This is a genomic window from Pseudomonas sp. LBUM1652, from assembly GCF_059716105.1.
In genome coordinates, this window is record NZ_CP166804.1 from 383,005 (window position 1) to 407,887 (window position 24,883).

The following is a 24,883-nucleotide window of genomic DNA, read 5'->3' on the forward strand; positions in this document are numbered from 1 at the left end:
TGTATACTGGCCGACATTTTAACGCCCTGGAACCTCCTTCGATGGTTGCTCACCTGATTGAATTTGCCACTAACCACTACATTCTTGTCGGTATCTTCGTCGTACTGCTGGCTCTGCTGCTGGCGCACACGATGCAGGGCGGCGGTAAAAGCCTGAGCACGGGCGAGCTGACCGCGCTGGTCAACAAAGAAGCAGGCGTGGTGGTGGACATCCGTCCGGCCAAGGATTTCGCTGCCGGCCACATCGTTGGCGCGATCAACATTCCTCAAGACAAGCTGGCCGCGCGCACTGGCGAGCTGGAAAAACACAAGGCCAAGACCATCATTCTGGTCGATGCCCTGGGCCAGACCGCCGGCACCCACGCCCGCGAACTGATGAAGACCGGCTTCACCGCCGCCAAGCTGTCCGGCGGGATCTCCAGCTGGAAAGGCGACAACCTGCCGTTGGTGAAGTGATATGAGCGAAGTCATCGTCTACTCCAGCGATTACTGCCCTTATTGCTCGCGAGCCAAGTACCTGCTCGAGAACAAAGGCGTGGCCTTCAAAGAGATCAAGGTCGATGGCAAGCCGCAGGTGCGCGCCGAAATGACCCAGAAGGCCGGCCGCACATCCGTGCCGCAGATCTGGATCGGCAGCAAGCACATCGGCGGTTGTGACGATTTATATGCCCTGGAGCGCGCCGGCAAGCTCGACGCGCTGCTCAAGGCCTGAACGGCTGCACCCACGTACAGCAATCCCTAAAGACCCAAGATCAGAAAGGATCTGAGATGACTGACCAACAGAACACTGCAGCCAGCGAAGAAGAAACCGCACCGCAATTCTCCTTGCAGCGCATCTACGTACGCGACTTGTCCTTCGAAGCCCCGAAAAGCCCGGCGATTTTCCGCCAGCAGTGGGATCCGAGCGTCGGTCTGGATCTGAACACTCGCCAGAAAGAGCTGGAAGGCGATTTCTTCGAAGTCGTGCTGACCCTGTCCGTTACCGTGAAAAACGGCGACGAAGTGGCCTTCATCGCTGAAGTGCAACAGGCCGGTATCTTCCTGATCAAGAATCTGGACCCGGCTTCGATGAGCCACACCCTGGGTGCGTTCTGCCCGAACATCCTGTTCCCGTACGCTCGTGAGACTCTGGACAGCCTGGTGACCCGTGGTTCGTTCCCGGCGTTGATGCTGGCTCCGGTGAACTTCGACGCCCTGTACGCGCAAGAGCTGCAGCGCATGCAGGAAAGCGGCGAGACCCCAACCGTTCAATAAACGGTCTGAGCAACAACGAAAAAAGCGCCGTAACAGGCGCTTTTTTCTTGGCTGATCGTTCCCACGCAGAGCATGGGAACGATCGGTCAGGGGCTTGCGTGTTATTTGAAGTCGTTTTGGCGCCACGCTTCGTACACGGCCACGGCCACCGTGTTGGACAGGTTCAGGCTGCGGCAGCCTTCGCGCATTGGCAGGCGCAAGCGTTGTTCGGCGGGCAGGGCGTCCAGTACCTCTGGCGGCAGGCCACGGCTTTCCGGGCCGAAGATGAACGCATCGCCCGGGACGAACGCGGCATCATGAAACGGTCGCGAGCCCTTGGTGGTGAAGGCGAACAAGCGCGGGTTGCCCAGGCTTTCCAGGCAACTGGCGAGGTCGGCGTGGCGTTGCAGCGTGGCATATTCGTGGTAATCGAGACCGGCACGACGCAAGCGCTTGTCGTCCATCTCGAAGCCCAGCGGTTCGATCAAATGCAGGTGGCAGCCGCTGTTGGCGCACAGCCTGATAACGTTGCCGGTATTCGGCGGAATTTCTGGTTGAAAAAGGATGACGTGAAACATGCACGGCTCCGAAGGTAAAGATGACGCGCATTCTACGCCGCAAGCGGACTCGCGTTCGAAACTATTCCCACGGGTGATCGGTTCGCTGGCGATTGTCGGACTGATGATCGGTTTGATGATTGGTCGCCTGACCACGCCCGACCCGAGCGTGCTGCAGCAGATCGAGGCGACTGACGGCGGTCTGGTGGTCTGGTTCAACAACGAGCCGAAGCTGCACGGTGAAATCATCGACGGCACGGTGGCGCTGTTGTTCCAGGCTGAGGGCAAGGCGCAGAAGGGCCAACTCAAGCTCAACGGCAAAGACGTTAATTGGCGGACGCGAGTAAGTGATGGCGGGTTGTTGCTGACGGTGCTGGCAGCGCGGCCGCTGCAGGGTGACTGGGCCGGGAGCGAGGTCGATGACCACTGGCGGCTGGAGATCCATCTCCGGGAGCAATAAAAGCGGGAATCCCTGACCTGCCTGTATCAGGGTTCCCAAAAGGCTGGACTGCGCGATGGCGTCAGTCCGGTGTAAAGAGGGAACCCCCGGCCTGCCTGTACCAAGGATCCCAAAAGGGTGGGCGCATCCGTTGCGGTGTGAGCCCGGTGTAAAGAGGGGAATCCCCGGCCTGCCTGTACCAAGGTCCCCGAAAGGGTGGGTGAATCGAATCACCTGTAAGAGGTATTGCAGGGGGCGTGCCAGCTTTTTACGGATTGAAACAAAAACCGTCTTCAGAAATGCGAAAGCCCCGGAATACGGGGCTTTCGTGTTTATAAAGTTTCAGTTTTCAAGTGATTTTGTGTCGGATTTTGAACCGCTCGCTGTGCGCGATAGCGGGTCAAAGTGCCTTATGGTGGTGCATGCGAAAAAAGATCGCTCAGGTGTTGAGGTCGAACTCAACCCTCATCCCCTTCATCATCATCCCCACCATCGACCTTCATCCCCAGTTCCTTGATCTTGCGCGTCAGGGTATTACGCCCCCAACCCAGCAACACCGCGGCATCACGACGACGCCCGGCGGTATGTTTCAACGCCGTTTCGATCATGATCCGCTCAAACGCCGGCACTGCACTGTCGAGCAGACTCGACTGGCCACGCGCCAACGCCTGATCCGCCCACTGGCGCAACGCCTGCTCCCAGTTGGTTACTGGCGCCGAATCCTGCGGCAGGCTCAGCAGTTCCGGCGGCAGGTCGCTGATGTGTACTTCGCGCCCGGAGGCCATCACCGTGATCCAGCGGCACGTGTTTTCCAACTGGCGCACGTTGCCGCCCCACGGCAGGTTTTTCAGGTATTCCTCGGTCTCGCTTTTCAGCAGCTTCGGCTCGACCGCCAGTTCCTGCGCGGCACGGCTGAGGAAGTGCTTGGCCAGGGTCGGGATGTCTTCACGACGATCGGACAAGCGCGGGATGTGGATGCGGATCACGTTTAGGCGGTGGAACAAGTCCTCACGGAATTTCCCGGCGTGGACCAGTGTTTCCAGATTCTGATGGGTCGCGGCGATGATCCGTACGTCGACCTTGACCGGAACATGACCACCGACGCGATAGAACTCGCCGTCGGCCAATACGCGCAGCAGACGGGTTTGGGTATCCGCCGGCATATCGCCGATCTCATCAAGGAACAGCGTGCCGCCGTCAGCTTGTTCGAAGCGCCCACGACGCAGGTTGGCCGCGCCGGTGAACGCGCCTTTCTCATGGCCGAACAGCTCGGACTCCATCAGATCCTTGGGGATCGCCGCCATGTTCAGCGCGATGAACGGCGAGGCTGCGCGCGGGCTGTGGCGGTGCAGGGCGTGGGCGACCAGTTCTTTACCGGTGCCGGATTCACCGTTGATCAACACGGTGATGTTGGAGTGGCTCAAGCGACCGATGGCGCGAAACACTTCCTGCATCGCCGGCGCTTCGCCGATGATTTCCGGAGTGCGAGTCAGCGCTGGCACCACTTCCAGGCCTTGCTGTTCTTGCGCATGCTGATTGGCGCGCTTGACCAGCGACACCGCCTCATCAACGTCGAACGGCTTGGGCAGGTATTCGAACGCGCCGCCCTGATAAGAGGCGACAGCGCTGTCCAGATCGGAATGAGCGGTCATGATGATGACCGGCAAGCGTGGGTGCTGCTCGCGAATCCGCGCCAACAGGTCCAGGCCACTGGCGCCCGGCATGCGGATGTCGGAAATGATCACATCCGGTTGCTGACGGGCCAGCCGACTCATCACGCCATCGGCGCTGTCGAAGCTCTGGGTGGTCATGCCTTCCTGCTGCAAGGCTTTTTCCAGAACCCAACGGATAGAACGGTCGTCATCGACGATCCACACAGTTTCACTACGGCTCATGTCGATGTGGCTCCTTGTTCCAGTGGCAGAAAGATCGAGAACGTGGTGTGGCCTGGGTGGCTGTCACACTCGATCAGGCCCTGGTGCTGGCTGATGATGTTCTGGGTAATGGCCAGGCCCAGCCCGGTACCGTCCGGACGGCCGCTGACCATGGGAAAGAAAATGGTTTCCTGGAGTTCCGCCGGAATGCCCGGACCGTTGTCGATGATCTCGATCTTGGTCACCAGACGATGGCGGACGTGGCCGATGGTGAACTGACGCATGGTCCGGGTACGCAAACTGATGCGACCCAGGCGCAGCTCGTTCTGGCTGCTGATCGCCTGCATCGCATTGCGCACAATGTTCAATACGGCCTGAATCATCTGCTCGCGGTCGATCAACACGTCGGGAATGCTTGGGTCGTAATCGCGCACCAGCGTGATGCAGCCCTGACTTTCCGCTTCGACCAGTTGGCCGACGCGTTCGAGCACTTCGTGAACGTTGCACATAGCCAGTGACGGCAACTTGTTCGAACCGAGCATGCGGTCGACCAGATTGCGCAGACGATCAGCCTCTTCAATGATCACGTTGGTGTAGTCGCGCAGGCTGTCTTCCGGCAGTTCGCGGGCCAGCAGTTGCGCCGCGCCCCGGATACCGCCGAGGGGATTCTTGATCTCATGGGCGAGGCCGCGCACCAACATCTTGCTGGTTTCCTGCTTCGACAGCTGGGCCTCTTCCTTGGTGATCCGCAGCAAGCGGTCACGCGGGTGGACTTCCAGCAGCAGCATGGTCGCGCCATTGCTGAGGATCGGCGTCACCGCGTAATCCACGGTCAGGGTCTGGCCGGTGAGGGCCGTGAGCATCGCTTCGCGCTTGGTGAATGGATGCGCCTGTTCCACTGCCTGGCGCAAAGAGTTGAGCGCTTCGGTGGATTCGGTGAACAGCTCGCTGATGAACTGCCCATGGCTTCGCTGACCGCTGATGGCCAGCAGCATCTCTGCCGCCGGGTTCATGTACTCAAGGCGCAATTCGGCGTCGAGCAGAATGGTAGCGGTGGTCAGGTTGTCGAGCAGCAAACGATGAATTGCGTCACTTATAGTCATCAGAGCCTCTTTTGGGGGCGGAGCGTGCGCAAGAAGCAGGCGTCGTTAAACGGAAAATGCAAAAACCAAACCAAGGCTCCGAAAAGAAGCGCTCAACCCATGAAACAGGCGTTTGACGCTCGTTTGCGTGGCAGTTCGCCAGCGCTTGCGGGTACTTTCGAACCAAAATGGGTTGGAATGTGTGAAGAGTGCAGCTTGTTGCACCAATATAGTGCGCAAAGCTGATGGGCGTTAGAAGAAACGCAGGAAAGGGTTTTTCGGTTCATCAGGTTTGTCTTTAAGCGGACATTCCGGGCGGACGCCGTAATCGTCCTTTGTGCAGGGTTTGACCTGGCGCTTCTGCGCCAGCGAGATGCGCAGCATGTGAAAGGGCTGATTAGCAGTGCGTTCGACGGTGCGGCCCTGCGCATCGAGAATCTCGACCGAAAGGCTGTGGCTACCGCGGTCGATATTGCTCAGCGGGAACACCGGGCTCAGGCCGGGCTTGCCGGTGGCCTTGCCGTCCAGCAACAGGCGATAGCGATGGCCCGCTTGCAAGCCGGGCTCGCTGGTGACGCTGACGATCACTTCGCCGGCGCTGCTGCGAATGGTTGCATCGGGCTCGGGCACCAGAACACGGAGCATGTCGTAGTGGAACAGTGGTTGCTCCGAAGATTTTTTCGCCGTGGTGATCGGCGCGGCGCCGGTTGGATTGGCCGACATTCGGTTGCTGGTTGCCAGCGGCACTCGCTTGGCGTTACCACGCGGCTGGTCGGTGTAGACGCGATTGCCCTGTGCATCGACGTAAGTGAACACCTCTGCAGAGGCTTGCAGCGCCGTCAGTGCCAACACGGCGACCAGCCATTCGCGGATCATGGCTTGTGCACCCGCTGCACGGTAAAGACCACTGGCGGACTTTGCTGAATGATCATCTGACCATCGATCACCTGCACTGCGAGTCGATGATCACCTCGGTCGACGTTAACCAGTTGCAGGATCGGCACGTTGCTCGGCTGGCCGTAGGGTCGATCGTCGAGCAGCAGTCTTAATTGATGCGGCGGTTGCAGGCGCGGCTTGATCAGCACGTTGACCGTGAATGTGCCGTTGTTCGCGCGCAGGGCTTCCTCGGTGGGCAGGCCGGCGAGCTCGAGGATGGCGTAGGCATTACGCGGCGGCTCCCGGTTGTCTGAGGTTGGCGCGGCGGGTGCGCCTGGTGACTGAGGCTCGACCGTGTTGAGCGGCGGCAACTCCACCGACTGCGCGTTTACGCCGTCCGGCGAGTGATCGCTGTACACCGTGTTGCCGTTGGCGTCGGTGTACTTGTAGATCTGCGCGGCGGCGGGCAGGGCGATCAGCAGCGGGATGTAGAGAAAGGTGCGACCCATGAACTCGACCGGGGAAGAAAACGATAGGGTGCAGCATAGGTCAGGTGCGGCAGTTGTCCCAACTCAGGACGCATTTTGCCAAGCATTACTGAAACCTTTCATACGCCTCAGTTCCCACAGTACTCATCGTCCGCCATAAAGCCGAGCAATAAAAAAGGCCTCCCGAAGGAGGCCTCTTTTTGTCACGCCGCTTAGCGCGGCGCTACCGGATCAGCAGCTGTAGTACAGCTCATATTCCAGTGGGTGTACGAAGGTACGGACCTTGATTTCTTCTTCGGATTTCAGCGCGATGTAAGCGTCGATGAAGTCGTCGGAGAACACGCCGCCCTTGGTCAGGAACGCACGGCCCTTGTCCAGCTCTTCCAGGGCTTCTTTCAGGCTGCCGCAAACTTGTGGGATCTCTTTCGCCTCTTCAGGCGGCAGGTCGTACAGGTTTTTGTCAGCGGCATCGCCTGGGTGGATCTTGTTCTGGATACCGTCCAGGCCGGCCATCAGCAGTGCTGCGAAAGCCAGGTACGGGTTGGCTGCCGGATCCGGGAAACGCGCTTCGATACGACGGCCTTTAGGGCTGTTGACGTAAGGAATACGGATCGAGGCGGAACGGTTACGAGCCGAGTAGGCCAGCATGACCGGAGCTTCGAAGCCTGGCACCAGACGCTTGTACGAGTTGGTAGCCGGGTTGGTGAAGCCGTTCAGGGCCTTACCGTGCTTGATGATGCCGCCGATGAAGTACAGAGCGGTTTCGGACAGGCCGGCATAGCCTTCGCCAGCGAAGGTGTTCTTGCCATCTTTGGAGATGGACATGTGTACGTGCATACCCGAACCGTTGTCGCCGTACAGCGGCTTCGGCATGAAGGTAGCGGTGCGGCCGTAAGCGTCGGCAACGTTGTGTACAACGTATTTCAGAGTCTGAACTTCGTCAGCTTTCTTCACCAGGGTGTTGAACTTGACACCGATTTCGTTCTGACCGGCAGTCGCCACTTCGTGGTGGTGAACTTCAACGGTCTGGCCCATTTCTTCCAGTGCGTTGCACATGGCAGTACGGATTTCGTGGTCGTGGTCGAACGGCGGAACCGGGAAGTAGCCACCTTTGACGCCTGGACGGTGACCCTTGTTACCACCTTCGATGTCCTGGTCGGACATCCACGAACCTTGTTCGGAGTAGATTTTGAACATCGAGCCGGAGATGTCCGACTTGAACTTCACTTCGTCGAAGATGAAGAATTCTGGTTCTGGACCGGCGAAGACGGTGTCACCGATACCGGTGGTCTTCAGGTATTCCTCGGCGCGGTGAGCGATGGCGCGCGGGTCGCGATCGTAACCTTGCATGGTCGACGGTTCGATGATGTCGCAGACCAGGATCAGGGTCGCGTCTTCGGTGAACGGGTCGAGAACGGCAGTTTCGTCGTCCGGCAGCAGGATCATGTCGGAGGCTTCGATGCCTTTCCAGCCAGCGATGGAGGAACCGTCGAACATCTTGCCGACTTCGAAGAAGTCGTCTTCCAGCGCATCGCGAGCCGGCATGGTCACGTGGTGCTGAGTGCCTTTGGTGTCCGTGAAGCGCAGATCAATCCACTTGACGTCATGATCTTTGATGAGTTGAACCGACTTCGACATAGTGTCCTCCGGGTGAATTAGGGCTGGTAGTGGATGCCCTTAATAGTGGTGATGCCGGCGCGAATACTCTGCCAAGGCAACCTGCCTCACAAGGGAGCAAATTGCATGCCAGTGCCCCAGCATGGGTTTTTTGCCCCAAATTCACGCTTATAAAGGTGCAAAGCGCCCTGATGGTGAAAATCTCGCCCCCTAATGTAGCGTCTTAATCCATAAATGACCCGTTTTGGTGCGCGCAAAACCTTCTGCACATTAACTGGTTAAACCTTGAGCAATTTCCGCTATAATCCGCGCCCCCCTTTTTCGGCTGGCCCTGCGCGCGCTGTTTTCATGAAACTAATCGTAAAAGTCTTCCCCGAGATCACCATCAAAAGCCGACCTGTCCGGACGAAATTCATCCGCCAGTTGGCCAAGAACATCCGCGCCGTGCTCCGCGATCTGGACCCGGCTGTGGTGGTGAACGGTGTGTGGGACAACCTCGAGCTGGAAACCCGCGTTACCGACCCCAAAGCCTTGAAAGAGATGGGTGAGCGCCTGACCTGCATGCCGGGCATCGCGCACTTTTTGCAGATCGACGAGTACCCGCTGGGTGACTTCGACGACATTACCGAGAAGTGCAAACAGCACTACGGCGATGCGCTGGCGGGGAAGGTTTTCTCGGTGCGCTGCAAACGTGCAGGCAAGCACACGTTCAGCTCGATGGACGTCGAAAAATACGTCGGCAGCAAGCTGCGCCGTGAGTGCGGTGCCGCCGGCATCGACCTGAAAGCACCGCAAATTAAAGTTCGCATGGAAATTCGCGACAAACGGTTGTTTGTCATCCACAGCCAGCACAACGGCATCGGCGGTTATCCGCTTGGTGCGTTGGAGCAGACGCTGGTATTGATGTCCGGCGGCTTTGATTCGACCGTTGCGGCCTACCAGATCATGCGCCGCGGCCTGATGGCGCACTTCTGCTTCTTTAATCTGGGCGGGCGTGCCCACGAATTGGGCGTGATGGAAGTCGCGCATTTCATCTGGAAGAAGTACGGCAGCTCGCAGCGCGTGCTATTTGTCAGTGTTCCATTTGAAGAAGTGTTGGGCGAAATTCTCGCCAAAGTCGATAACAGTCATATGGGCGTCGTATTGAAGCGTATGATGTTGCGCGCGTCCTCCGCGATCGCCGACCGCCTGCATATCGATGCGCTGGTCACCGGTGAAGCGATCTCCCAGGTTTCGAGCCAGACGCTGCCGAACCTGTCGGTGATCGATTGCGTGACCGATAAACTGGTCCTGCGCCCGCTGATCGTCGCCCACAAGCAGGACATCATCGACACGGCCAACGAGATCGGCACCGCCGATTTCGCCCGGCACATGCCGGAATACTGCGGCGTCATCTCGGTCAATCCGAAGACCGCCGCCAAGCGTGGCCGCGTTGAGCACGAAGAGAAAGAATTCGACATGGCGGTGCTCGAGCGTGCGCTCGCCAACGCCAAACTGGTCGCGATCGATCGAGTCATCGACGAATTGGGCCAGGATTTGCAGATTGAAGAAGTCGGCGAAGCGCTGGCCGGTCAGATCGTCATCGACATCCGTCACCCGGATGCCGCTGAAGACGAACCGCTGGAGCTTGCCGGCATAGAGGTACAGACGATGCCGTTCTATGCAGTGAACGCACGTTTCAAGGAACTGGACCCTACTCGCCAGTACCTGCTGTATTGCGACAAAGGCGTGATGAGTCGCCTGCATGCCCACCATTTGCTCAGTGAGGGGCATGCCAATGTGCGCGTTTATCGACCGAGCTAAGTGCCCGGGGCTGTTTGCCTGTGGCCTGCGTCACCGGCCCCCCGACACCGCCGTCAAGCTGTAACGGCCATGCCGGACACTACTGCTAATCGCTGCCAAGACTTGTCAGCAAACCGAATCCTCTGATCGAGATACACAAGTGATCGAAAATCTACGCAACATCGCCATCATTGCCCACGTTGACCACGGTAAAACCACCCTGGTAGACAAACTCCTGCGTCAATCCGGCACTCTGGAGCGCAACGAGCTCAACGACGAGCGCGTGATGGACTCCAACGACCAGGAAAAAGAGCGCGGTATTACCATTCTGGCGAAAAACACCGCCATCAACTGGAACGGCTACCACATCAACATCGTGGACACCCCGGGCCACGCCGACTTCGGCGGCGAAGTTGAACGCGTAATGTCGATGGTTGACTCCGTTCTGCTGCTGGTTGACGCTCAAGACGGCCCTATGCCGCAAACCCGTTTCGTGACCAAGAAGGCTTTCGAAGCCGGCCTGCGTCCGATCGTGGTCATCAACAAGGTTGACCGTCCAGGCGCGCGTCCGGACTGGGTTCTGGATCAGATCTTCGACCTGTTCGACAACCTCGGTGCTACCGAAGAACAACTGGACTTCCAGGTTGTTTACGCCTCGGCCCTGAACGGCATTGCCGGTCTGGATCACACCGCCATGGCTGAAGACATGACCCCGCTGTACCAAGCGGTAGTCGATCACGTTCCAGCGCCAAAAGTTGACCGTGAAGGTCCGTTCCAGATGCAAATCTCGGCACTGGACTACAACAGCTTCCTGGGTGTTATCGGCGTTGGCCGTATCGCTCGTGGTAGCGTCAAGCCGAACACCCCGGTTGTTGCTATCGGTGCCGACGGCAAGAAGCGTAACGGTCGTATCCTGAAACTGATGGGTCACCACGGTCTGCACCGTATCGACGTTGAAGAAGCTTTCGCAGGCGATATCGTTTGCGTCAGCGGTATGGACTCGCTGTTCATCTCCGACACCCTGTGCCACCCGGACACTGTCGAGGCGATGAAGCCTCTGACCGTTGACGAGCCAACCGTTTCGATGACCTTCCAGGTAAACGACTCGCCATTCTGCGGTAAAGAAGGCAAGTTCGTGACGTCCCGTAACATCAAGGACCGTCTGGACAAAGAGCTGCTGTACAACGTTGCTCTGAAAGTTGAAGAAGGCGACACCGCTGACAAGTTCAAGGTTTCCGGCCGTGGTGAGTTGCACCTCTCGGTACTGATCGAAACCATGCGTCGCGAAGGCTTCGAGCTGGCCCTGGGCCGTCCGGAAGTGATCATTCGTGAAGTGAACGGCGTCAAGCAAGAACCGTTCGAAAACGTGACCATCGACATCCCTGAAGATTCGCAGGGCAAGGTCATGGAAGAGATGGGTCTGCGTAAAGGCGACCTGACCAACATGGTTCCGGATGGTAAGGGCCGTGTTCGTCTGGAATACAACATCCCTGCTCGCGGTCTGATCGGTTTCCGTAACCAGTTCCTGACCCTGACCAACGGTGCTGGCATCCTGACCTCGATCTTCGATCGCTACGACACCGTCAAGTCGGGCCACATGTCCGGCCGTCAGAACGGCGTTCTGGTATCGGTTGAAACCGGTAAGGCTCTGACCTACTCGCTGGAAACCCTGCAGGCGCGTGGCAAGCTGTTCGTTGAACACGGTCAGGAGGTCTACACCGGTCAAATCGTCGGCCAGAACAGCCGCGACAACGACCTGGGTATCAACCCAACCAAAGGCAAGAAGCTCGACAACATGCGTGCTTCGGGTAAAGACGAAACCATCGCTCTGGTTCCACCAGTGAAGTTCACTCTGGAACAGGCTCTGGAATACATCCAGGAAGACGAGCTGTGCGAAGTTACTCCTAAGTCCATCCGTCTTCGCAAGAAGATCCTGGACGAAAGCGAGCGTACCCGCGCTGCCAAGAAAGCCAAGATCTAAGTAATTAGTTCAGGCTGAATGAAAACGCCCCCGGTCGAGAGACCGGGGGCGTTTTTGTTTGTCTGGGGTTTGACGATCTCGTTCCTACGCTCTGCGTGGGAATGCCTCAACGGACGCTCCGCGTTCGGCCTTTTGGGACGCAGAGCGTCCCGGGCTGCGTTCCCACGCGAAGCGTGGGAACGCTCAGCATCAGAACTTCTCGATCGCCCGGAAATTCTGCACCCGCTCGACTTCCTTCGGCTTGTAAGCGCAGTATCCCGGGCGCGGGCCGATTTTCGGGTGGTTGCGGCAGGTGTCGGGGCGCTTGTCATAAATGGTGCACAGGCGGCTCTTACGATCCAGGTAGTAGCAATCGTTGTTGCTCATGCGCTGGAGGGTGAAGATGCCCGACTTCTGATTGAAGCGCTCGACCAGCCCTTCCTTTTGCAGGCGCTTGGCGATGTTCTTCGGCGGATCGCCCAGCTCGAATTCATCGACCACGCCGATGCGCACCAGATCCTTGATCTTCACCTCGACCGGCAGCGTGCAGCAGCTGGAGATACAAGAGCCGCACATCGGGGCCGAATATTTGGCCCACGTATCGAGACGATCGATCTCGGCGGCGGCAATCAGGTTGGGCTTCATCATCGGGAGTTACCAGGCGTGTGTGCATCAGGGCGCGCGATCATACCGGGACTGGTGGATTTTTGAACAACCTTTCGCCAGATTTTTTCTGCGTGCGGCCAATCGGCTGGACAACTCGGCACGGCCCCTGCATTCATTGGGGCAGATGCCAAGCGTTTGCCGGGCTATCTCACAGTCCCGGGAAAAACTGCCGAACCAGAGCCGTTACCGTCGGTCAGACCGTCTAGGCTCAGACAATTCCACCGCTCGCCCGAGGTCGTATCGATGACTCAAGAACCACTAGTTCGCGAAGCAGAGGTGGCCGCATTTCGCGACGCCGTCCTGACCAAACTCACCTACGCGGTGGGCAAAGACCCTGATCACGCCTTCGACCATGACTGGTTCGAAGCCATTGCCCTGGCAGCGCGAGATCACATGGTCGAGCACTGGATGGACCACACCCGGCAGATCTACCGCAAAGGTCAGAAGCGGGTGTATTACCTCTCGCTGGAATTTCTCATCGGCCGGCTGCTCTACGACAGCCTGAGCAACCTCGGCCTGCTCGACGTCGCGCGTGAAGCCCTGACCGAGCTCGGTGTCGATCTGGAGCGCATCCGTCTGCTGGAGCCTGACGCGGCGCTCGGCAACGGCGGCCTCGGACGACTGGCGGCATGCTTCATGGAAAGCATGTCGACCCTCGGCATCGCCGGCCACGGTTACGGCATTCGTTACGAGCACGGCTTGTTCCGGCAGGCCATCGTCGATGGCTGGCAACAGGAGCAGACCGAACACTGGCTGGATTTCGGCAACCCGTGGGAGTTCGAACGGCCGGAAGTTGTTTATTCCATCGGCTTCGGTGGCAGCGTTGAAACCGTCACCGATGCCAGCGGCAAAACCAAACAAGTCTGGTCTCCCGCAGAAACCGTCCGCGCGATTGCCTACGACACGCCGGTAGTCGGCTGGCGCGGGGCGAGCGTCAATACCTTGCGCCTGTGGCGTGCGCGGGCCATGGAAGATTTGCACCTTGAGCGCTTCAACGCCGGTGACCACCTCGGGGCCGTTGCCGAAGTGGCCCGCGCCGAAAGTATCTCGCGTGTGCTTTACCCGGCGGACAGCACCGAGGCCGGGCAAGAGTTGCGCCTGCGCCAGGAATACTTCTTTGTCGCCGCGTCGTTGCAGGATTTGCTACGTCGCCACCGCAACATGCACACCTCGGTGTTGACCTTGGGCGATCATGCCGCGATCCAGCTCAACGACACCCACCCCTCGATTGCCGTCGCCGAATTGATGCGCCAACTGGTCGACGTCTACGACGTGGCCTGGGATGCGGCGTGGCAAGTCACCGTCGACACGCTGTCGTACACCAACCACACGCTGCTGCCGGAAGCGCTGGAAACCTGGCCGGTAGGTTTGATGGAGCGCATGCTGCCACGGCACATGCAGATCATTTACCTGATCAACGCCCAGCACATCGACTCGCTGCGGGCCAAGGGCATCCACGATTTCGACGTGCTGCGCGCGGTGTCACTGATTGAGGAAGACAACGGACGCCGGGTGCGCATGGGTAACCTCGCATTCCTTGGTTCGCACAGCGTCAACGGCGTGTCCGGATTGCACACTCAACTGATGCGCAGTACGGTGTTCTCCGAGTTGCACAAGCTGTATCCGGAGCGGATCAACAACAAAACCAACGGCATCACTTTCCGCCGCTGGTTGTATCAGGCCAACGCCGAGCTGACCTCGATGCTGGTCGATGCACTCGGCCCGGACTTGCTCGACAACCCTGAAGAGCGCCTGCTCGATCTCGAACCGTTTGCCGAGAAACCCGCGTTCCGAAAAGCCTTCGCCGAGCAACGCCTGCACAGCAAGAAGGCCTTGGCCTATCTGATTCACGAGCGGCTGGGGATCGCAGTCAACCCGGCGGCGATGTTCGACGTCCAAGTCAAACGGATCCACGAATACAAACGCCAGTTGCTCAACTTGCTGCACACCGTGGCGCTGTATCAGGCGATTCGCGCCGAGCCTGAAGTGGACTGGGTGCCGCGCGTGAAGATCTTCGCCGGTAAAGCGGCGGCCAGTTATCACCAGGCCAAACTGATCATCAAGCTGACCAACGACATCGCCCGGGTGGTGAACAACGACCCGACCGTGCGTGGCTTGCTGAAAGTGGTGTTCCTGCCCAACTACAACGTCAGCCTGGCGGAGAGCATTATTCCGGCGGCAGACTTGTCCGAGCAGATTTCCACCGCCGGTTTCGAGGCCTCGGGCACCAGTAACATGAAGTTCGGCCTCAACGGTGCGCTGACCATCGGCACCCTCGACGGCGCCAACGTGGAAATGTGTGAGCGCATCGGTGCCGAGCACATGTTTATCTTCGGCCTCAGTGCCCAGCAGGTTGAAGCGCGCAAACAGAACCACGAGTTCAGCGCGGCGCCGGACATCGCTGCGTCCCATCGTCTCAACGACGTGCTGCAAGCGATCCGCAGTGGCGTGTTCTCGCCGGATGACACTTCGCGCTACACCGGGTTGATCGATTCGCTGGTGGACTACGACCGCTTCCTGGTCTGCGCTGACTTCGACTCCTACTGGGAAGCACAGAAGCGCGTCGAAGAGCATTGGCACGACAGCAACAACTGGTGGCGTTCGGCGGTGCTCAACACTTCGCGAATGGGCTGGTTCTCCTCTGACCGGACGATTCGCGAGTACGCCACGGATATCTGGAAAGCGCTGGAGTAACTTTCCGCTCGGCTCGATATACTGGCGCCCCGGAAAAGATCGCAGCCTTCGGCAGCTCCTACACAGGTCATGTGAACCCCTGTAGGCGCTGCCGAAGGCTGCGATCTTTTTCGATCAGGCTGCGCTAATCTTCCCGGATTGGCCTTCGCGCTTAGGGATATCGACCATGCAATGGATGTTCATGTTGATCGGGCTGGTGCTCGGCTGGCTGCTCGACGAGTCGTTCAGCTCGGCGCTGTTGGGCGCGCTGCTGGGGCTGGTGATCGGGCAAGCGCTGCGCATCGCGCGGCTTGGCTCGCAGGCGGCGCATCAGCAGCATCAACTTGAGCAGACGAAGGTTGCCTTGCAGGGCATTGAACAGCGCCTGTTTCTGCTCGAAGGCGCACCGGTTCGTGCTGCGCCGCCACCGAGTGTGGCACCGGTCAGCGAGCCATTGGCCGAACCTGTCAAAGTCGTCGAAGAGGCCCCGGCCCCCGAGCTGGTCTGGGAACTGCCGGCCGATCTGGAACCACTGTCCGCCGTCGCTCGCGAAACCAGCCAACCGTTGCCGGACGATGTCTGGCGTCTGGACGCCGTCACGCCCGAACCTGAACCACAACAACCCGCCGAACCCCGTGGCCCGAACCTCATTGAGCGCGGGATCAGCGCTGCGCGCAACTGGCTGTTCGGTGGCAATACCGTGCTGCGGGTCGGCGTGGTGCTGTTGTTCTTCGGTCTGGCATTCCTGCTGCGCTACGCCACTGAAGGCATGGTCGTACCGATCGAATTGCGTTACGCCGGGGTCGCGGCTGCGGCGCTGGGCTTGCTGGCGTTGGGCTGGTGGCTGCGACACCGCAACAACAGCTATGCGTTGATGCTGCAAGGCACTGGCATCGCGGTGTTGTACCTGACGGTGTTTGCAGCGATGCGTCTGCATCCGTTGCTGGATCCGTCCGCCGCACTGGGCTTGCTGGTGGCGGTGACGGTGTTCTCGGCGATCCTGGCGATTACCCAGGACTCTCTCGCGCTGGCGTGTGTCGCCGCGCTGGGTGGGTTTGCCGCACCAATCCTGACGTCCACCGGCGCCGGCAACCATGTCGCGCTGTTCAGTTATTTCGCTTTGCTTAACGCCGGCATTCTCACCATCGCCTGGTTCAAGGCCTGGCGGCTGCTCAACCTGATCGGCTTCGTCGGCACCTTCGGTATCGGCTTCGCCTGGGGGCTGCGTTCGTACGCGCCGGAGCTTCTGTGGAGCACCGAGCCGTTCTTGATTCTGTTCTTCCTGATGTATCTCGCCATCGGCCTGCTGTTTGCCCGGCGGAAACTGCTGGATATGCCCGATGCCCCGGCGGATGGCGATCGTGAGGCGCTGCTGAAATGGTCGGCGCGCAAGGGCGATTATGTCGACGGCACGATGCTGTTTGGCCCGCCGATTATCGGCTTCGGTCTGCAGTTCGCGTTGGTCCAGCATCTGGAATTTGCCGCCGCGTTCAGCGCCCTCGCGCTGGGCATGATCTACATGGGCCTGGCCAAAGTGTTGATGGGCGGGCGCGCCGTGTTGCTGGGCGAAACCTGTCTGGCGCTAGGGGTGATTTTCGCCAGTCTGGCGATTCCGCTGGGTCTCGATGCGCGCTGGACTTCGGCAGCCTGGGCCGTCGAAGGTGCGGGGATTTTCTGGCTCGGTTTGCGTCAGCATCGACCGTTTGCCCGGGCCTTTGCCTTGCTCCTGCAATTGGGTTCGGCGCTGGCGTTCATCAGTCAATTGAATGTCGGCGAAAGCAGCCTGCTCGACGGTGCTCCGCTGGGCGCGCTGATGCTCGGCATGGCGTTGCTGTTCAGTTTCTACCAACTGCGTCAGGCCTCGCCGGAACAAGTGTCGCCATGGGGGCGTCAGGCCTTGCCGGTTTTGGCGTGTCTGGGCCTGACCTTCCTTTATCTGCTGGCGCCGTTGTTCTTCTTCGTCCAAGGCACCGCGATCAGTTGGGCGCTGGCGGGTCTGGCGACGTTGTTTGTCGGCCTGCGCCTGCAATCGCGGACCTTCCTGTTTACCGCGTTTGTCGTGCAACTGCTGGGTGGCGCGTTGTTCCTGCTGCGGCTGCAAGGTGCGGGCGAGGATTCGGCGGCGGTGTTCAGCGCCGGTTGGAGCGGTTTGCTTAGCGCATCCTTGATCGGTCTGGCATTGATCGCCGGCATGCTGCTGGCCGCTCGCGACGAGATGGTGCGCGGCGATGTGCGCCTGTTGCGCGGCTTGTCGGTGGTGCTGCTCGCCGGTCTGGTGCTGATCAATCTGGCGGTGTTGTTTGTCCTGCCTTGGCAGACCGCGAGCGCGGTGTGGGCGGCCAGTGGTTTGCTGATCATCTGGTTGAGCCTGTACCTCAAGCAGCGCGTGAGTTTTGTCTTCGGTCTGCTGTTGCAGGTGATCGGCGGTGCGGCGTTCTTGCTGGCCGGTCCCGAGTTGCTTGGGCCGCTGTCTGGTGAGGGTTTGAAACCGTTGGCACATGGCGGATTCTGGACGCCGCTGGTGCTGGGTCTGGCCGCCATGATCGGTGCGTGGCGCCTGCAACTGGGCAATCACGCCTCGGCGTTCGATGCGCTGAGTTTGCAGCGCTTATCCGAGGTGTTGCTGGTGTGGGGCGCCGGTTGGTGGGTGCTGGCGTGGGTCAGTGAGGTGCTGCGTTTTGCCCCGGTGAATCTGCAAGGCACTCTGCTGTTGCTGGTTGCGGCGCTGAGCGTGGCGTTGTGGACGCTGCTGTCGCTGCGCTTGAAATGGCCGGCGCTGGGCCTGCTCTGCACGCTGCTGATTCCGGCGACCGGGCTGGTGCTGCTTGCGGCCTGGCACTCGCGTTATCACCCGGCGGCGGACTTCGGCTGGCTGGCGTGGGCGTTGGTGTTCGCAGTGCATTTCTTCAGTCTGCGGCGTTTGGCGCCGATGCTGCCGGCGCGGGCCTTGAGCACTGCGCATGTGCTTGGCTGCTGGCTGCTGATCGGCGTGTTGGCGCTGGAATTGCGCTACGGCTTGCTGCTGTTGTCCGAGCAATACAACGCCTGGCGTTGGCTGGGCTGGGCGATTCTGCCGAGCCTGTATCTGTTGCTGGCAGCCGCACCGCGCAACTGGCCGTGGCCGGTCGCGGCGTTTTCCCGCGAGTACCGCTTTTACGCCGCCGCGCCGCTGGCGGTGTTGATGCTCGGCTGGTTCTGGCTGGCCAACGGCGTCAGCGATGGCAATGCCGAACCGCTGCCGTATGTGCCGCTGCTCAACCCGCTGGAACTGGGCCTGTTGTTCGCATTGTTCGGGGTTTACGTGTGGTCGCGCAGTGCGGTGTCGCAGCTGTCGATCCGCCAGGACTACGCCGATTACGCCACACAATTGGTCGCCGGGGTGTCGCTGTTCGCCTTCTGCACCGCGTTGGTGACCCGCGCCGCGCACCACTGGGCGGGAATTCCCTTTGAGCTTGATCAACTGCTCGCTTCGATGCTGGTGCAGGCCGGGTTGTCCATCGTCTGGACGTTGATGGCGCTGGGGCTGATGATTGGCGGGCCTCTGCGCCATCGTCGCGAGGTCTGGCTGATCGGCGCGGCGCTGATTGCGCTGGTGGTGGCCAAACTGATTTTTGTCGAATTGAGCAACCGTGGCGGCCTCGCCCGGATCGTCTCGTTTATCGGCGTTGGCGTGTTGTTGCTGGTGGTCGGCTACTTCGCGCCGCTGCCACCCAAACGTGCTGAAGCTGAGCCGGCGGCGGACAAACCGGCCCCGGACACCGAAGGAGTTTCATCTTGAGTCGCATGCGTAATCTGGGGTGGTTGGCGTTGGGCGTGGTGATGGCTGCCGGCGCCCAGGAAAAACCGGCGGACTTCGCCACGCAGGTGCCGCTGACGGTCACGGGCGATGGCCCGTGGTATCGCCTCGAACTGCCGCTGAGCGTGCAATTGCAGGCGCGCCAGACCGATCTCGGCGATCTGCGCGTCTTCAACGCTGCCGGCGAAGCTCAGGCCTATGCCTTGGCTCGCGAATCGGCGCAAACCCGCGACGACGGCCAGTTGCACGACGTGAAGTGGTTCCCGCTGTACAACGCCGCCGACGCCACTGAGCGCGCGCCGAATGTGCGCGTGCAATCGACCACCACTGGCACGCTGGTGGAAGTGCAACCGTCCAGCCAATTGGAGGCCGGTGAAGAAGTGCTGCGCGGCTGGCTGCTCGATGCCAGCGCGATCAAGGCGCCGTTGCAGCAACTGATCCTCGACTGGACCAGCGAGCGCGACGGCTTTCAGCGTTTCAGCATCGAGGCCAGCGACGATTTGCAGCGCTGGCAGCCGTGGGGCGAAGGGCAGGTCGCGCGCCTGACCTTTTCCGATGAGCGCATCGAACAGCACGAAGTAACGTTGCCAGGGCATTCGGCGCGTTATTTGCGCTTGCTGTGGGATTCGCCGAGTTCGGCGCCGATCCTCACCTCGGCGCAACTGAAAAGCAGCGATCCGCGCAACCTGCCGCTGCCATTGGTCTGGTCGCAGGCATTGGCCGGCAGCAGCACCAAGGCCGGGGAATACACCTGGCAGTTGCCGATGGGGCTGAATGTCGAGCGGGTTCAGGTTGAGTTGAAACAACCGAACAGTCTGGCGCCGGTGACGTTGGCCGGTCGGCGTGAGAGCAGCCTGCCTTGGCAGACGCTGAGCAGTGGCTTGCTGTATCGCCTGACGCAGAATGGTCAGGACGTGGTGCAGAACGAATTGCAACTTTACGGGCAGACCGTGCAGCAGTTGAAGCTGACGGTGGATGAGCGCGGTGGTGGTTTGGGCGAGCAGGCGCCGAGTTTGAAATATGCGGTGCGGGCGACGCAGGTGATTTTCCTTGCGCGTGGGGCGGGGCCTTACAGTCTGGCGCTGGGCAGTCCAAGTGTGAAAACCGCTAACTTGCCGTTGTCGACGCTGATCCCGGATTTCAAACCGGAGAAACTGGCGACGTTGGGTAAGGCGACGGTTCAGGGGGAAGCAATAATCACGCAGACCTCAACCGCCACTACGGCGGCCGTGGCCGAAACCAATTGGAAGAAGATCGGTTTGTGGGCGGTGTTGCTGCTGAGTGTGGTTTTTCTCGGGACGATGGCGTTCAGTCTGCTGCGCAAGCCTCCCGCCAATTCCTGAAAAAGTCGGGTGCTGCGCACCCGATCGCGAGCAGGCTCACTCCTACAGGAATCGCATACCATCTGAAGAAATGCGCTCCCTGTAGGAGTGAGCCTGCTCGCGATCGCGGTCTACCAGCCAGCAAAAATCTTCGAACTGTTGCCGTCAGCCAAGCACCACCCGTCTCGAACCGGTCTACGCTAAACCCCGTACCTGAACTCTCCCGACCCAATCACGTCTGATGCAAGCAATTGCGCCCCAACGCACGTTACCGGGCGTCTTCGCTCGCTACGTTTTCAGACTCCCTGTAAACTGCGCGGGTTTTTAGCCCCCCATTCCACCGGAGCCGTCCATGTCCCGCGTTACCTTGAGTCGCTATTTGATTGAGCAGACCCGCAGCAACAACACTCCTGCCGATCTGCGCTTCCTGATCGAAGTGGTGGCGCGTGCCTGTAAGGAAATCAGCCACGCCGTGTCCAAAGGCGCCCTGGGTGGTGTTCTGGGCAGCATGGGCACTGAAAACGTACAAGGCGAAGTGCAGAAGAAGCTCGACGTGATCTCCAACGAGATCCTGCTCGAAGCCAACGAATGGGGCGGTCACCTGGCCGGCATGGCGTCCGAAGAAATGGACAATGCCTACCAGATCCCGGGCAAATACCCGAAAGGCGCGTACCTGCTGGTATTCGACCCACTGGACGGTTCGTCGAACATCGACATCAACGCCCCGGTCGGCACTATCTTCTCCGTGCTGCGTTGCCCGAACGAATACCTGAGCCAGAACGAAGCGCTGAATGAAAAAGCCTTCCTCCAGCCAGGCACCGAGCAGGTCGCTGCCGGTTACGCGATCTACGGCCCGCAGACCATGCTGGTACTGACCCTGGGCGACGGCGTCAAAGGCTTCACCCTGGACCGCGAAATGGGCAGCTTCGTGCTGACCCACGAAGACATCACCATTCCTGAGTCCACCCAGGAATTCGCCATCAACATGTCCAACCAGCGTCACTGGGAAGCCCCGGTGCAGCGCTACGTTGACGAGCTGCTGGCTGGCGAAGAAGGTCCGCTGAAAAAGAACTACAACATGCGTTGGGTCGCGGCGATGGTTGCCGACGTTCACCGCATCCTGACCCGTGGTGGCCTGTTCATGTACCCACGCGACAGCCGCGAGCCGTCGAAGCCGGGCAAACTGCGTCTGATGTACGAAGCCAACCCGATGTCGTTCCTGGTGGAACAGGCGGGCGGCGCGTCCACCGACGGTCACCAGCGTATCCTCGACATTCAGCCTGAAGGCCTGCACCAGCGTGTTGCGGTGTTCCTCGGCTCGAAAGAAGAAGTCGCACGCGCCACGGCCTACCACAAGGCTTAAGCCTTGAACGCGCCCTGGCAGCCGTTGCTCGATTGGTGGTTCGGTCAAGCCGAATCACCGGACGAAGTCGCGGCTGACAAGGGCAAGTTGTGGTTCGGCAAGCGTGACAGCCAAGACCTCGAAGCGCGAACGCGTTTCGGGGTCTTTGTCGATCAGGCCCTGGCCGGCGAATTGACCGAGTGGACGCAATGTCCCGAAGGTTGGCTGGCGGTGGTGCTATTGCTCGATCAATTGCCGCGAATGATCTTTCGCGACTCTCCCAAAGCTTTCTCCGGTGATCTGCGTGCGCAGAAGCTCGTCGCGCAAGGCATTGCTGCGGATTTTGACCGGCAGTTGAAGCCGATTCAGCGGGTATTCATCTACCTCGTCTTCGAACACTGCGAAAACCTTGCGGTGCAGAACGAAGCGGTTTCGCGGTTTATCGATCTGGTCGCTGAGCAGCCGCTAGCGCAGCGGGCGGTGTTTGCCGAGAATCTGGATTATGCCGAGCGGCATCAGAAAGTGATTGCGCGGTTTGGACGGTTTCCGCATCGCAATGCGGTGTTGGGGCGCGAGTCTACGGCTGAGGAGTTGGCGTTTCTGTCTGGGCCGGGGTCACGGTTCTAAATCTTCATCGCGGCTGAATCCCTCTTCGCGAGCAGGCTCGCTCCCACAGTTGAAATGCATTCCAATGTGGGAGCGGGCTTGCCCGCGAAGAGGCCTGTGGCAGCGCCTTAAATCCTGAAACTACCCACCAACTGCTTCAACCGCGCCGCCTGCTGTTCAAGGTCCGAGCACGCCCGCAACGTCGCCTGCAAGTTCTCCACGCCTTCCTGATTCAGCGTGTTGATCTCGTTGATATCAACGTTGATCGACTCGACCACAGCGGTCTGTTCTTCAGTCGCGGTCGCTACCGACTGGTTCATTCCGTCGATCTCGCCGATGCGCTGGGTGACGCTGCCCAGGCGTTCGCCGGCCTGGTTGGCGATGCCGACGCTGCTTTCGCTCTCACGCTGGCTCTCGGTCATGATGCTGACCGCCTGGCGCGCGCCGACTTGCAGTTCTTCGATCATCTTCTGCACTTGCTGCGCCGAATCCTGGGTGCGGTGCGCCAGATTTCGCACTTCGTCAGCGACCACGGCGAAACCACGGCCAGCCTCACCGGCACGGGCGGCTTCAATAGCGGCGTTCAGCGCGAGCAGGTTGGTTTGCTGGGAGATGCTGGTGATCACTTCCAGAATCTGGCCGATGTTCACCGTGTTGCTGTTCAGGGTTTCGATGTTGCCGCAGGAATCGCTGATCTTCGCCGAGAGCTGCTGCATCGCGTGGATGGTTTTATCCACAACCTGCTGACCGTCGACTGCGAGGCTGCGCGCATCACTTGAGTGTTGCGAGGCGAGGGCGGCGTTCTGGGCGATTTCCTGGGCGGCGGCGCCGAGTTGGTTGATCGCCGCCGCGACGCTGTTGGTGCGGCTGGATTGCTGATCGGAGTTGTACATCGACGAGTTCGACGCGGCGACCACGCGCAGGGCGACTTCGTTGACCTGGCCGGTGGCCGAGGCCACTTCGCGGATCGAGGTGTGGATGCGTTCGACGAAACGGTTGAACGATGTGCCCAGCGCGCCAAACTCATCGTTACCGTGGATCACCAGACGCTTGGTCAGGTCGCCTTCACCTTCGGCGATGTCATGCATGGCTCGGCCCATGGTCAGCAGCGGTTGCATCAGCACGCGTATCAGCATGCCGAGCAGGGCGATGATGATCACCACGGCAATGACCATGGCGATCAGCGCCGAGGTGCGGAATTCGCTGAGCATCGAAAACGCGGTGTCTTTATCCAGCACCAGCGCCACGTACCAGTCGGCCGATGGCACGCCGTTGACGTGGGTGAAGGAGATCAACTGAGTCTTGCCGTCGAACTCGACTTCCTTCAGGCCCGGGCTGACTTTTGGCGCACCGTTTGGATAGGCCTCGGCGAGGGTCTTGAGCACCAGTTTGCTGTCCGGGTGGATCAGGATTTTGCCGTCGGCACTGACGATGAACGCATGGCCGTGGCCGCCGAAGTTCAGCGAGTTGATGATCGCGCTGACGCTGGTCAGGTCGATGTCGGCACCGGCGACGCCGAGCATCTGGCCCTGACGCTGTACCGGGGTGGCGACGGTGATCACCAGTTTGCCCGAGGAGGCGGCGATGTACGGTTCGGTGACGATGGTCTGCTGGGCGCTGTTGGCCGCTTTGTACCAGCCGCGGGCACGCGGGTCGTAATCCGGCGCGCGGTTGCCGGCGGGCACGGAGAACATCACGCCGTCCGCACCTCCAAAGTAGCTGAGCTGGAAATTGCCGGTGTAGGCGGGCAGGTCGATGATGCGTTTCAGGCTGGCAGGCGCATTACCGTCGACGACAACCTGTTGAGACAGCGATTGCAGCAATTGAATGCGACTTTCCAGCCAGGTCTGGATGTTGCTGGTGGTCAGGCTGCCCAGCTCCTGCATCGTGGCTTCGGTGCTGCTGCCCAGAGCTTCGCGCTGACGATAGTCGTTGAACAAAATGAAACAGGCGAACGCAACGGCCACCACGAGGGCGGCAGCCAACAAGATTTTGTGGCTGAATTTCATGTTTCTGGTCATCGAATGAACTACCGCGAAGGTGCTGGTCAAGAAAGGGCGGCAATTTGCCACACTCGGGGGCTTTGCGCTGCTCTTATTTCGACCGCCGCGCGCCAAAGATTAGGCTGCTTTGGTGAAATACGACGAAATGCTCAATAGCCCTACAAAGTGTCTGATTTAAAGGCAAAAGCCAGACGGGCGGGCTAATAAATAGCCGTCCGCCCACGGAACCAGATGAGGGTTTTCTCTTCTAAGCTTCTGGTTGGCACCATGCCATCCCCCCTCGTTCCAGGAGTTACACCATGTCGCTGCGATCTATCGCCCTTCTGTCGTTTTGCGTGCTGTTGGCCGCATGCAGCAAGGTCAATCAGGAAAACTACTCGAAGCTTTCGGCTGGCATGGCCAAGGCTGAAGTCGAGACACTGCTCGGCAAACCCACTGACTGCTCGGGTGCGCTCGGCATGTCCAGTTGCACTTGGGGCGACAAGAACAGCTTTATCAGCGTGCAATACGCCGGTGACAAAGTGCTGATGTTTTCCGGCCAAGGCCTGAAGTAAACCGGGGCTTCGCG

20 protein-coding genes and 1 pseudogene are annotated in these 24,883 nt (G+C 59.9%); 12 read left to right on the plus strand and 9 right to left on the minus strand.

Going from position 1 to position 24,883, the window contains the following annotated elements; genetic code table 11:
* Positions 1-41: 41 nt before the first annotated feature.
* Genes ACA069_RS01775 through secB form a run of 3 tightly spaced genes read left to right on the plus strand, consistent with a single transcriptional unit; the run spans position 42 to position 1,253 of the window.
* Positions 42-455 (plus strand): rhodanese-like domain-containing protein, encoded by a 414-nt coding sequence (locus tag ACA069_RS01775; protein WP_187678872.1) that lies wholly within the window; start codon positions 42-44, stop codon positions 453-455.
* Between the two features lies 1 nt (position 456).
* On the plus strand, positions 457-711 hold the full coding sequence (gene grxC / locus ACA069_RS01780) for a glutaredoxin 3 (RefSeq protein ID WP_038359971.1): 255 nt from the start codon (positions 457-459) through the stop codon (positions 709-711).
* Positions 712-767: 56 nt separating this feature from the next.
* The gene (gene secB, locus ACA069_RS01785; protein WP_095190086.1) at positions 768-1,253 is read left to right on the plus strand and encodes a protein-export chaperone SecB; all 486 of its coding nucleotides are present in this window, start codon (positions 768-770) and stop codon (positions 1,251-1,253) included.
* Between the two features lie 101 nt (positions 1,254-1,354).
* On the opposite strand, the gene ACA069_RS01790 is transcribed toward secB, so the two are convergent.
* Complete coding sequence (locus ACA069_RS01790; protein ID WP_003220777.1) at positions 1,355-1,810, minus strand: tRNA (cytidine(34)-2'-O)-methyltransferase; 456 nt, start codon at positions 1,808-1,810, stop codon at positions 1,355-1,357.
* Between ACA069_RS01790 and ACA069_RS01795 the strand changes: the two genes are divergently transcribed.
* On the plus strand, positions 1,809-2,249 hold the full coding sequence (locus tag ACA069_RS01795) for a hypothetical protein (RefSeq protein ID WP_497616071.1): 441 nt from the start codon (positions 1,809-1,811) through the stop codon (positions 2,247-2,249). The genes ACA069_RS01790 and ACA069_RS01795 overlap by 2 nt on opposite strands.
* A gap of 437 nt (positions 2,250-2,686) precedes the next feature.
* Here the strand turns inward: ACA069_RS01795 and ntrC are convergent, their stop codons facing one another.
* From ntrC to glnA, 5 genes are all read right to left on the minus strand, one after another.
* Positions 2,687-4,123, minus strand: coding sequence for a nitrogen regulation protein NR(I) (gene ntrC, locus ACA069_RS01800; RefSeq protein ID WP_003220781.1), 1,437 nt, complete (start codon positions 4,121-4,123; stop codon positions 2,687-2,689).
* Positions 4,120-5,205, minus strand: a complete 1,086-nt coding sequence (glnL, locus tag ACA069_RS01805; protein WP_187678868.1) for a nitrogen regulation protein NR(II) — start codon at positions 5,203-5,205, stop codon at positions 4,120-4,122. Before glnL ends, ntrC begins: the two co-directional genes overlap by 4 nt.
* 231 nt (positions 5,206-5,436) lie before the next feature.
* Positions 5,437-6,060, minus strand: a complete 624-nt coding sequence (locus ACA069_RS01810; RefSeq protein ID WP_497616074.1) for a DUF4124 domain-containing protein — start codon at positions 6,058-6,060, stop codon at positions 5,437-5,439.
* Complete coding sequence (locus ACA069_RS01815) at positions 6,057-6,569, minus strand: DUF4124 domain-containing protein (RefSeq protein WP_497616075.1); 513 nt, start codon at positions 6,567-6,569, stop codon at positions 6,057-6,059. Before ACA069_RS01815 ends, ACA069_RS01810 begins: the two co-directional genes overlap by 4 nt.
* Before the next feature lie 210 nt (positions 6,570-6,779).
* Positions 6,780-8,186 carry a glutamate--ammonia ligase gene (glnA, locus tag ACA069_RS01820; RefSeq protein ID WP_150604017.1) on the minus strand — a complete coding sequence of 469 codons (1,407 nt, stop codon included), beginning with the start codon at positions 8,184-8,186 and terminating at the stop codon, positions 6,780-6,782.
* Positions 8,187-8,513: 327 nt separating this feature from the next.
* On the opposite strand from glnA, the gene thiI reads away from it, so the two are divergent.
* On the plus strand, positions 8,514-9,968 hold the full coding sequence (gene thiI, locus ACA069_RS01825; RefSeq protein ID WP_497616077.1) for a tRNA uracil 4-sulfurtransferase ThiI: 1,455 nt from the start codon (positions 8,514-8,516) through the stop codon (positions 9,966-9,968).
* 139 nt (positions 9,969-10,107) lie between these two features.
* A complete protein-coding gene (gene typA / locus ACA069_RS01830) occupies positions 10,108-11,928 on the plus strand; it encodes a translational GTPase TypA (RefSeq protein ID WP_489879706.1) in 1,821 nt (606 codons plus the stop codon).
* 189 nt (positions 11,929-12,117) lie between these two features.
* Here typA and ACA069_RS01835 read toward each other — a convergent pair whose 3' ends face one another.
* The gene (locus ACA069_RS01835; protein ID WP_064117051.1) at positions 12,118-12,555 is read right to left on the minus strand and encodes a YkgJ family cysteine cluster protein; all 438 of its coding nucleotides are present in this window, start codon (positions 12,553-12,555) and stop codon (positions 12,118-12,120) included.
* Between the two features lie 261 nt (positions 12,556-12,816).
* Here ACA069_RS01835 and ACA069_RS01840 point away from each other — a divergent pair, with 261 nt between their 5' ends.
* The 5 genes from ACA069_RS01840 (at position 12,817) to ACA069_RS01860 (ending at position 22,333) form a co-directional block, all read left to right on the plus strand.
* Positions 12,817-15,267, plus strand: coding sequence for a glycogen/starch/alpha-glucan phosphorylase (locus ACA069_RS01840; RefSeq protein ID WP_187678863.1), 2,451 nt, complete (start codon positions 12,817-12,819; stop codon positions 15,265-15,267).
* A gap of 166 nt (positions 15,268-15,433) precedes the next feature.
* Complete coding sequence (locus ACA069_RS01845; RefSeq protein WP_497616081.1) at positions 15,434-19,024, plus strand: DUF2339 domain-containing protein; 3,591 nt, start codon at positions 15,434-15,436, stop codon at positions 19,022-19,024.
* Complete coding sequence (locus ACA069_RS01850; RefSeq protein WP_497616083.1) at positions 19,021-20,385, plus strand: DUF3999 domain-containing protein; 1,365 nt, start codon at positions 19,021-19,023, stop codon at positions 20,383-20,385. The genes ACA069_RS01845 and ACA069_RS01850 overlap by 4 nt, the downstream gene beginning before the upstream one ends.
* A 331-nt stretch (positions 20,386-20,716) precedes the next feature.
* On the plus strand, positions 20,717-21,727 hold the full coding sequence (locus ACA069_RS01855; RefSeq protein ID WP_187678860.1) for a class 1 fructose-bisphosphatase: 1,011 nt from the start codon (positions 20,717-20,719) through the stop codon (positions 21,725-21,727).
* A gap of 3 nt (positions 21,728-21,730) precedes the next feature.
* Positions 21,731-22,333, plus strand: a complete 603-nt coding sequence (locus ACA069_RS01860; protein WP_497616085.1) for a DUF924 family protein — start codon at positions 21,731-21,733, stop codon at positions 22,331-22,333.
* A gap of 107 nt (positions 22,334-22,440) precedes the next feature.
* Here ACA069_RS01860 and ACA069_RS01865 read toward each other — a convergent pair whose 3' ends face one another.
* On the minus strand, positions 22,441-23,205 hold the full coding sequence (locus ACA069_RS01865; protein WP_370872645.1) for a methyl-accepting chemotaxis protein: 765 nt from the start codon (positions 23,203-23,205) through the stop codon (positions 22,441-22,443).
* A gap of 93 nt (positions 23,206-23,298) precedes the next feature.
* Positions 23,299-24,333 (minus strand): annotated as a pseudogene (locus ACA069_RS01870) (HAMP domain-containing protein); the annotation flags it as partial.
* Between the two features lie 281 nt (positions 24,334-24,614).
* Between ACA069_RS01870 and ACA069_RS01875 the strand changes: the two are divergent.
* Positions 24,615-24,869, plus strand: a complete 255-nt coding sequence (locus ACA069_RS01875) for a hypothetical protein (protein ID WP_007952486.1) — start codon at positions 24,615-24,617, stop codon at positions 24,867-24,869.
* Positions 24,870-24,883 lie beyond the last annotated feature (14 nt).

What these genes read in the sequence shown, in the direction of transcription:
- ACA069_RS01775 (WP_187678872.1), top strand. Translation starts at nt 42, where the DNA reads ATGGTTGCTCACCTGATTGAATTTGCCACTAACCACTACATTCTTGTC.
- grxC (WP_038359971.1), top strand. Translation starts at nt 457, where the DNA reads ATGAGCGAAGTCATCGTCTACTCCAGCGATTACTGCCCTTATTGCTCG.
- secB (WP_095190086.1), top strand. Translation starts at nt 768, where the DNA reads ATGACTGACCAACAGAACACTGCAGCCAGCGAAGAAGAAACCGCACCG.
- ACA069_RS01795 (WP_497616071.1), top strand. Translation starts at nt 1,809, where the DNA reads ATGCACGGCTCCGAAGGTAAAGATGACGCGCATTCTACGCCGCAAGCG.
- ACA069_RS01790 (WP_003220777.1), bottom strand. Translation starts at nt 1,810, where the DNA reads ATGTTTCACGTCATCCTTTTTCAACCAGAAATTCCGCCGAATACCGGC.
- ntrC (WP_003220781.1), bottom strand. Translation starts at nt 4,123, where the DNA reads ATGAGCCGTAGTGAAACTGTGTGGATCGTCGATGACGACCGTTCTATC.
- glnL (WP_187678868.1), bottom strand. Translation starts at nt 5,205, where the DNA reads ATGACTATAAGTGACGCAATTCATCGTTTGCTGCTCGACAACCTGACC.
- ACA069_RS01810 (WP_497616074.1), bottom strand. Translation starts at nt 6,060, where the DNA reads ATGATCCGCGAATGGCTGGTCGCCGTGTTGGCACTGACGGCGCTGCAA.
- ACA069_RS01815 (WP_497616075.1), bottom strand. Translation starts at nt 6,569, where the DNA reads ATGGGTCGCACCTTTCTCTACATCCCGCTGCTGATCGCCCTGCCCGCC.
- glnA (WP_150604017.1), bottom strand. Translation starts at nt 8,186, where the DNA reads ATGTCGAAGTCGGTTCAACTCATCAAAGATCATGACGTCAAGTGGATT.
- thiI (WP_497616077.1), top strand. Translation starts at nt 8,514, where the DNA reads ATGAAACTAATCGTAAAAGTCTTCCCCGAGATCACCATCAAAAGCCGA.
- ACA069_RS01835 (WP_064117051.1), bottom strand. Translation starts at nt 12,555, where the DNA reads ATGATGAAGCCCAACCTGATTGCCGCCGCCGAGATCGATCGTCTCGAT.
- ACA069_RS01840 (WP_187678863.1), top strand. Translation starts at nt 12,817, where the DNA reads ATGACTCAAGAACCACTAGTTCGCGAAGCAGAGGTGGCCGCATTTCGC.
- ACA069_RS01845 (WP_497616081.1), top strand. Translation starts at nt 15,434, where the DNA reads ATGCAATGGATGTTCATGTTGATCGGGCTGGTGCTCGGCTGGCTGCTC.
- ACA069_RS01855 (WP_187678860.1), top strand. Translation starts at nt 20,717, where the DNA reads ATGTCCCGCGTTACCTTGAGTCGCTATTTGATTGAGCAGACCCGCAGC.
- ACA069_RS01865 (WP_370872645.1), bottom strand. Translation starts at nt 23,205, where the DNA reads ATGTACAACTCCGATCAGCAATCCAGCCGCACCAACAGCGTCGCGGCG.
- ACA069_RS01875 (WP_007952486.1), top strand. Translation starts at nt 24,615, where the DNA reads ATGTCGCTGCGATCTATCGCCCTTCTGTCGTTTTGCGTGCTGTTGGCC.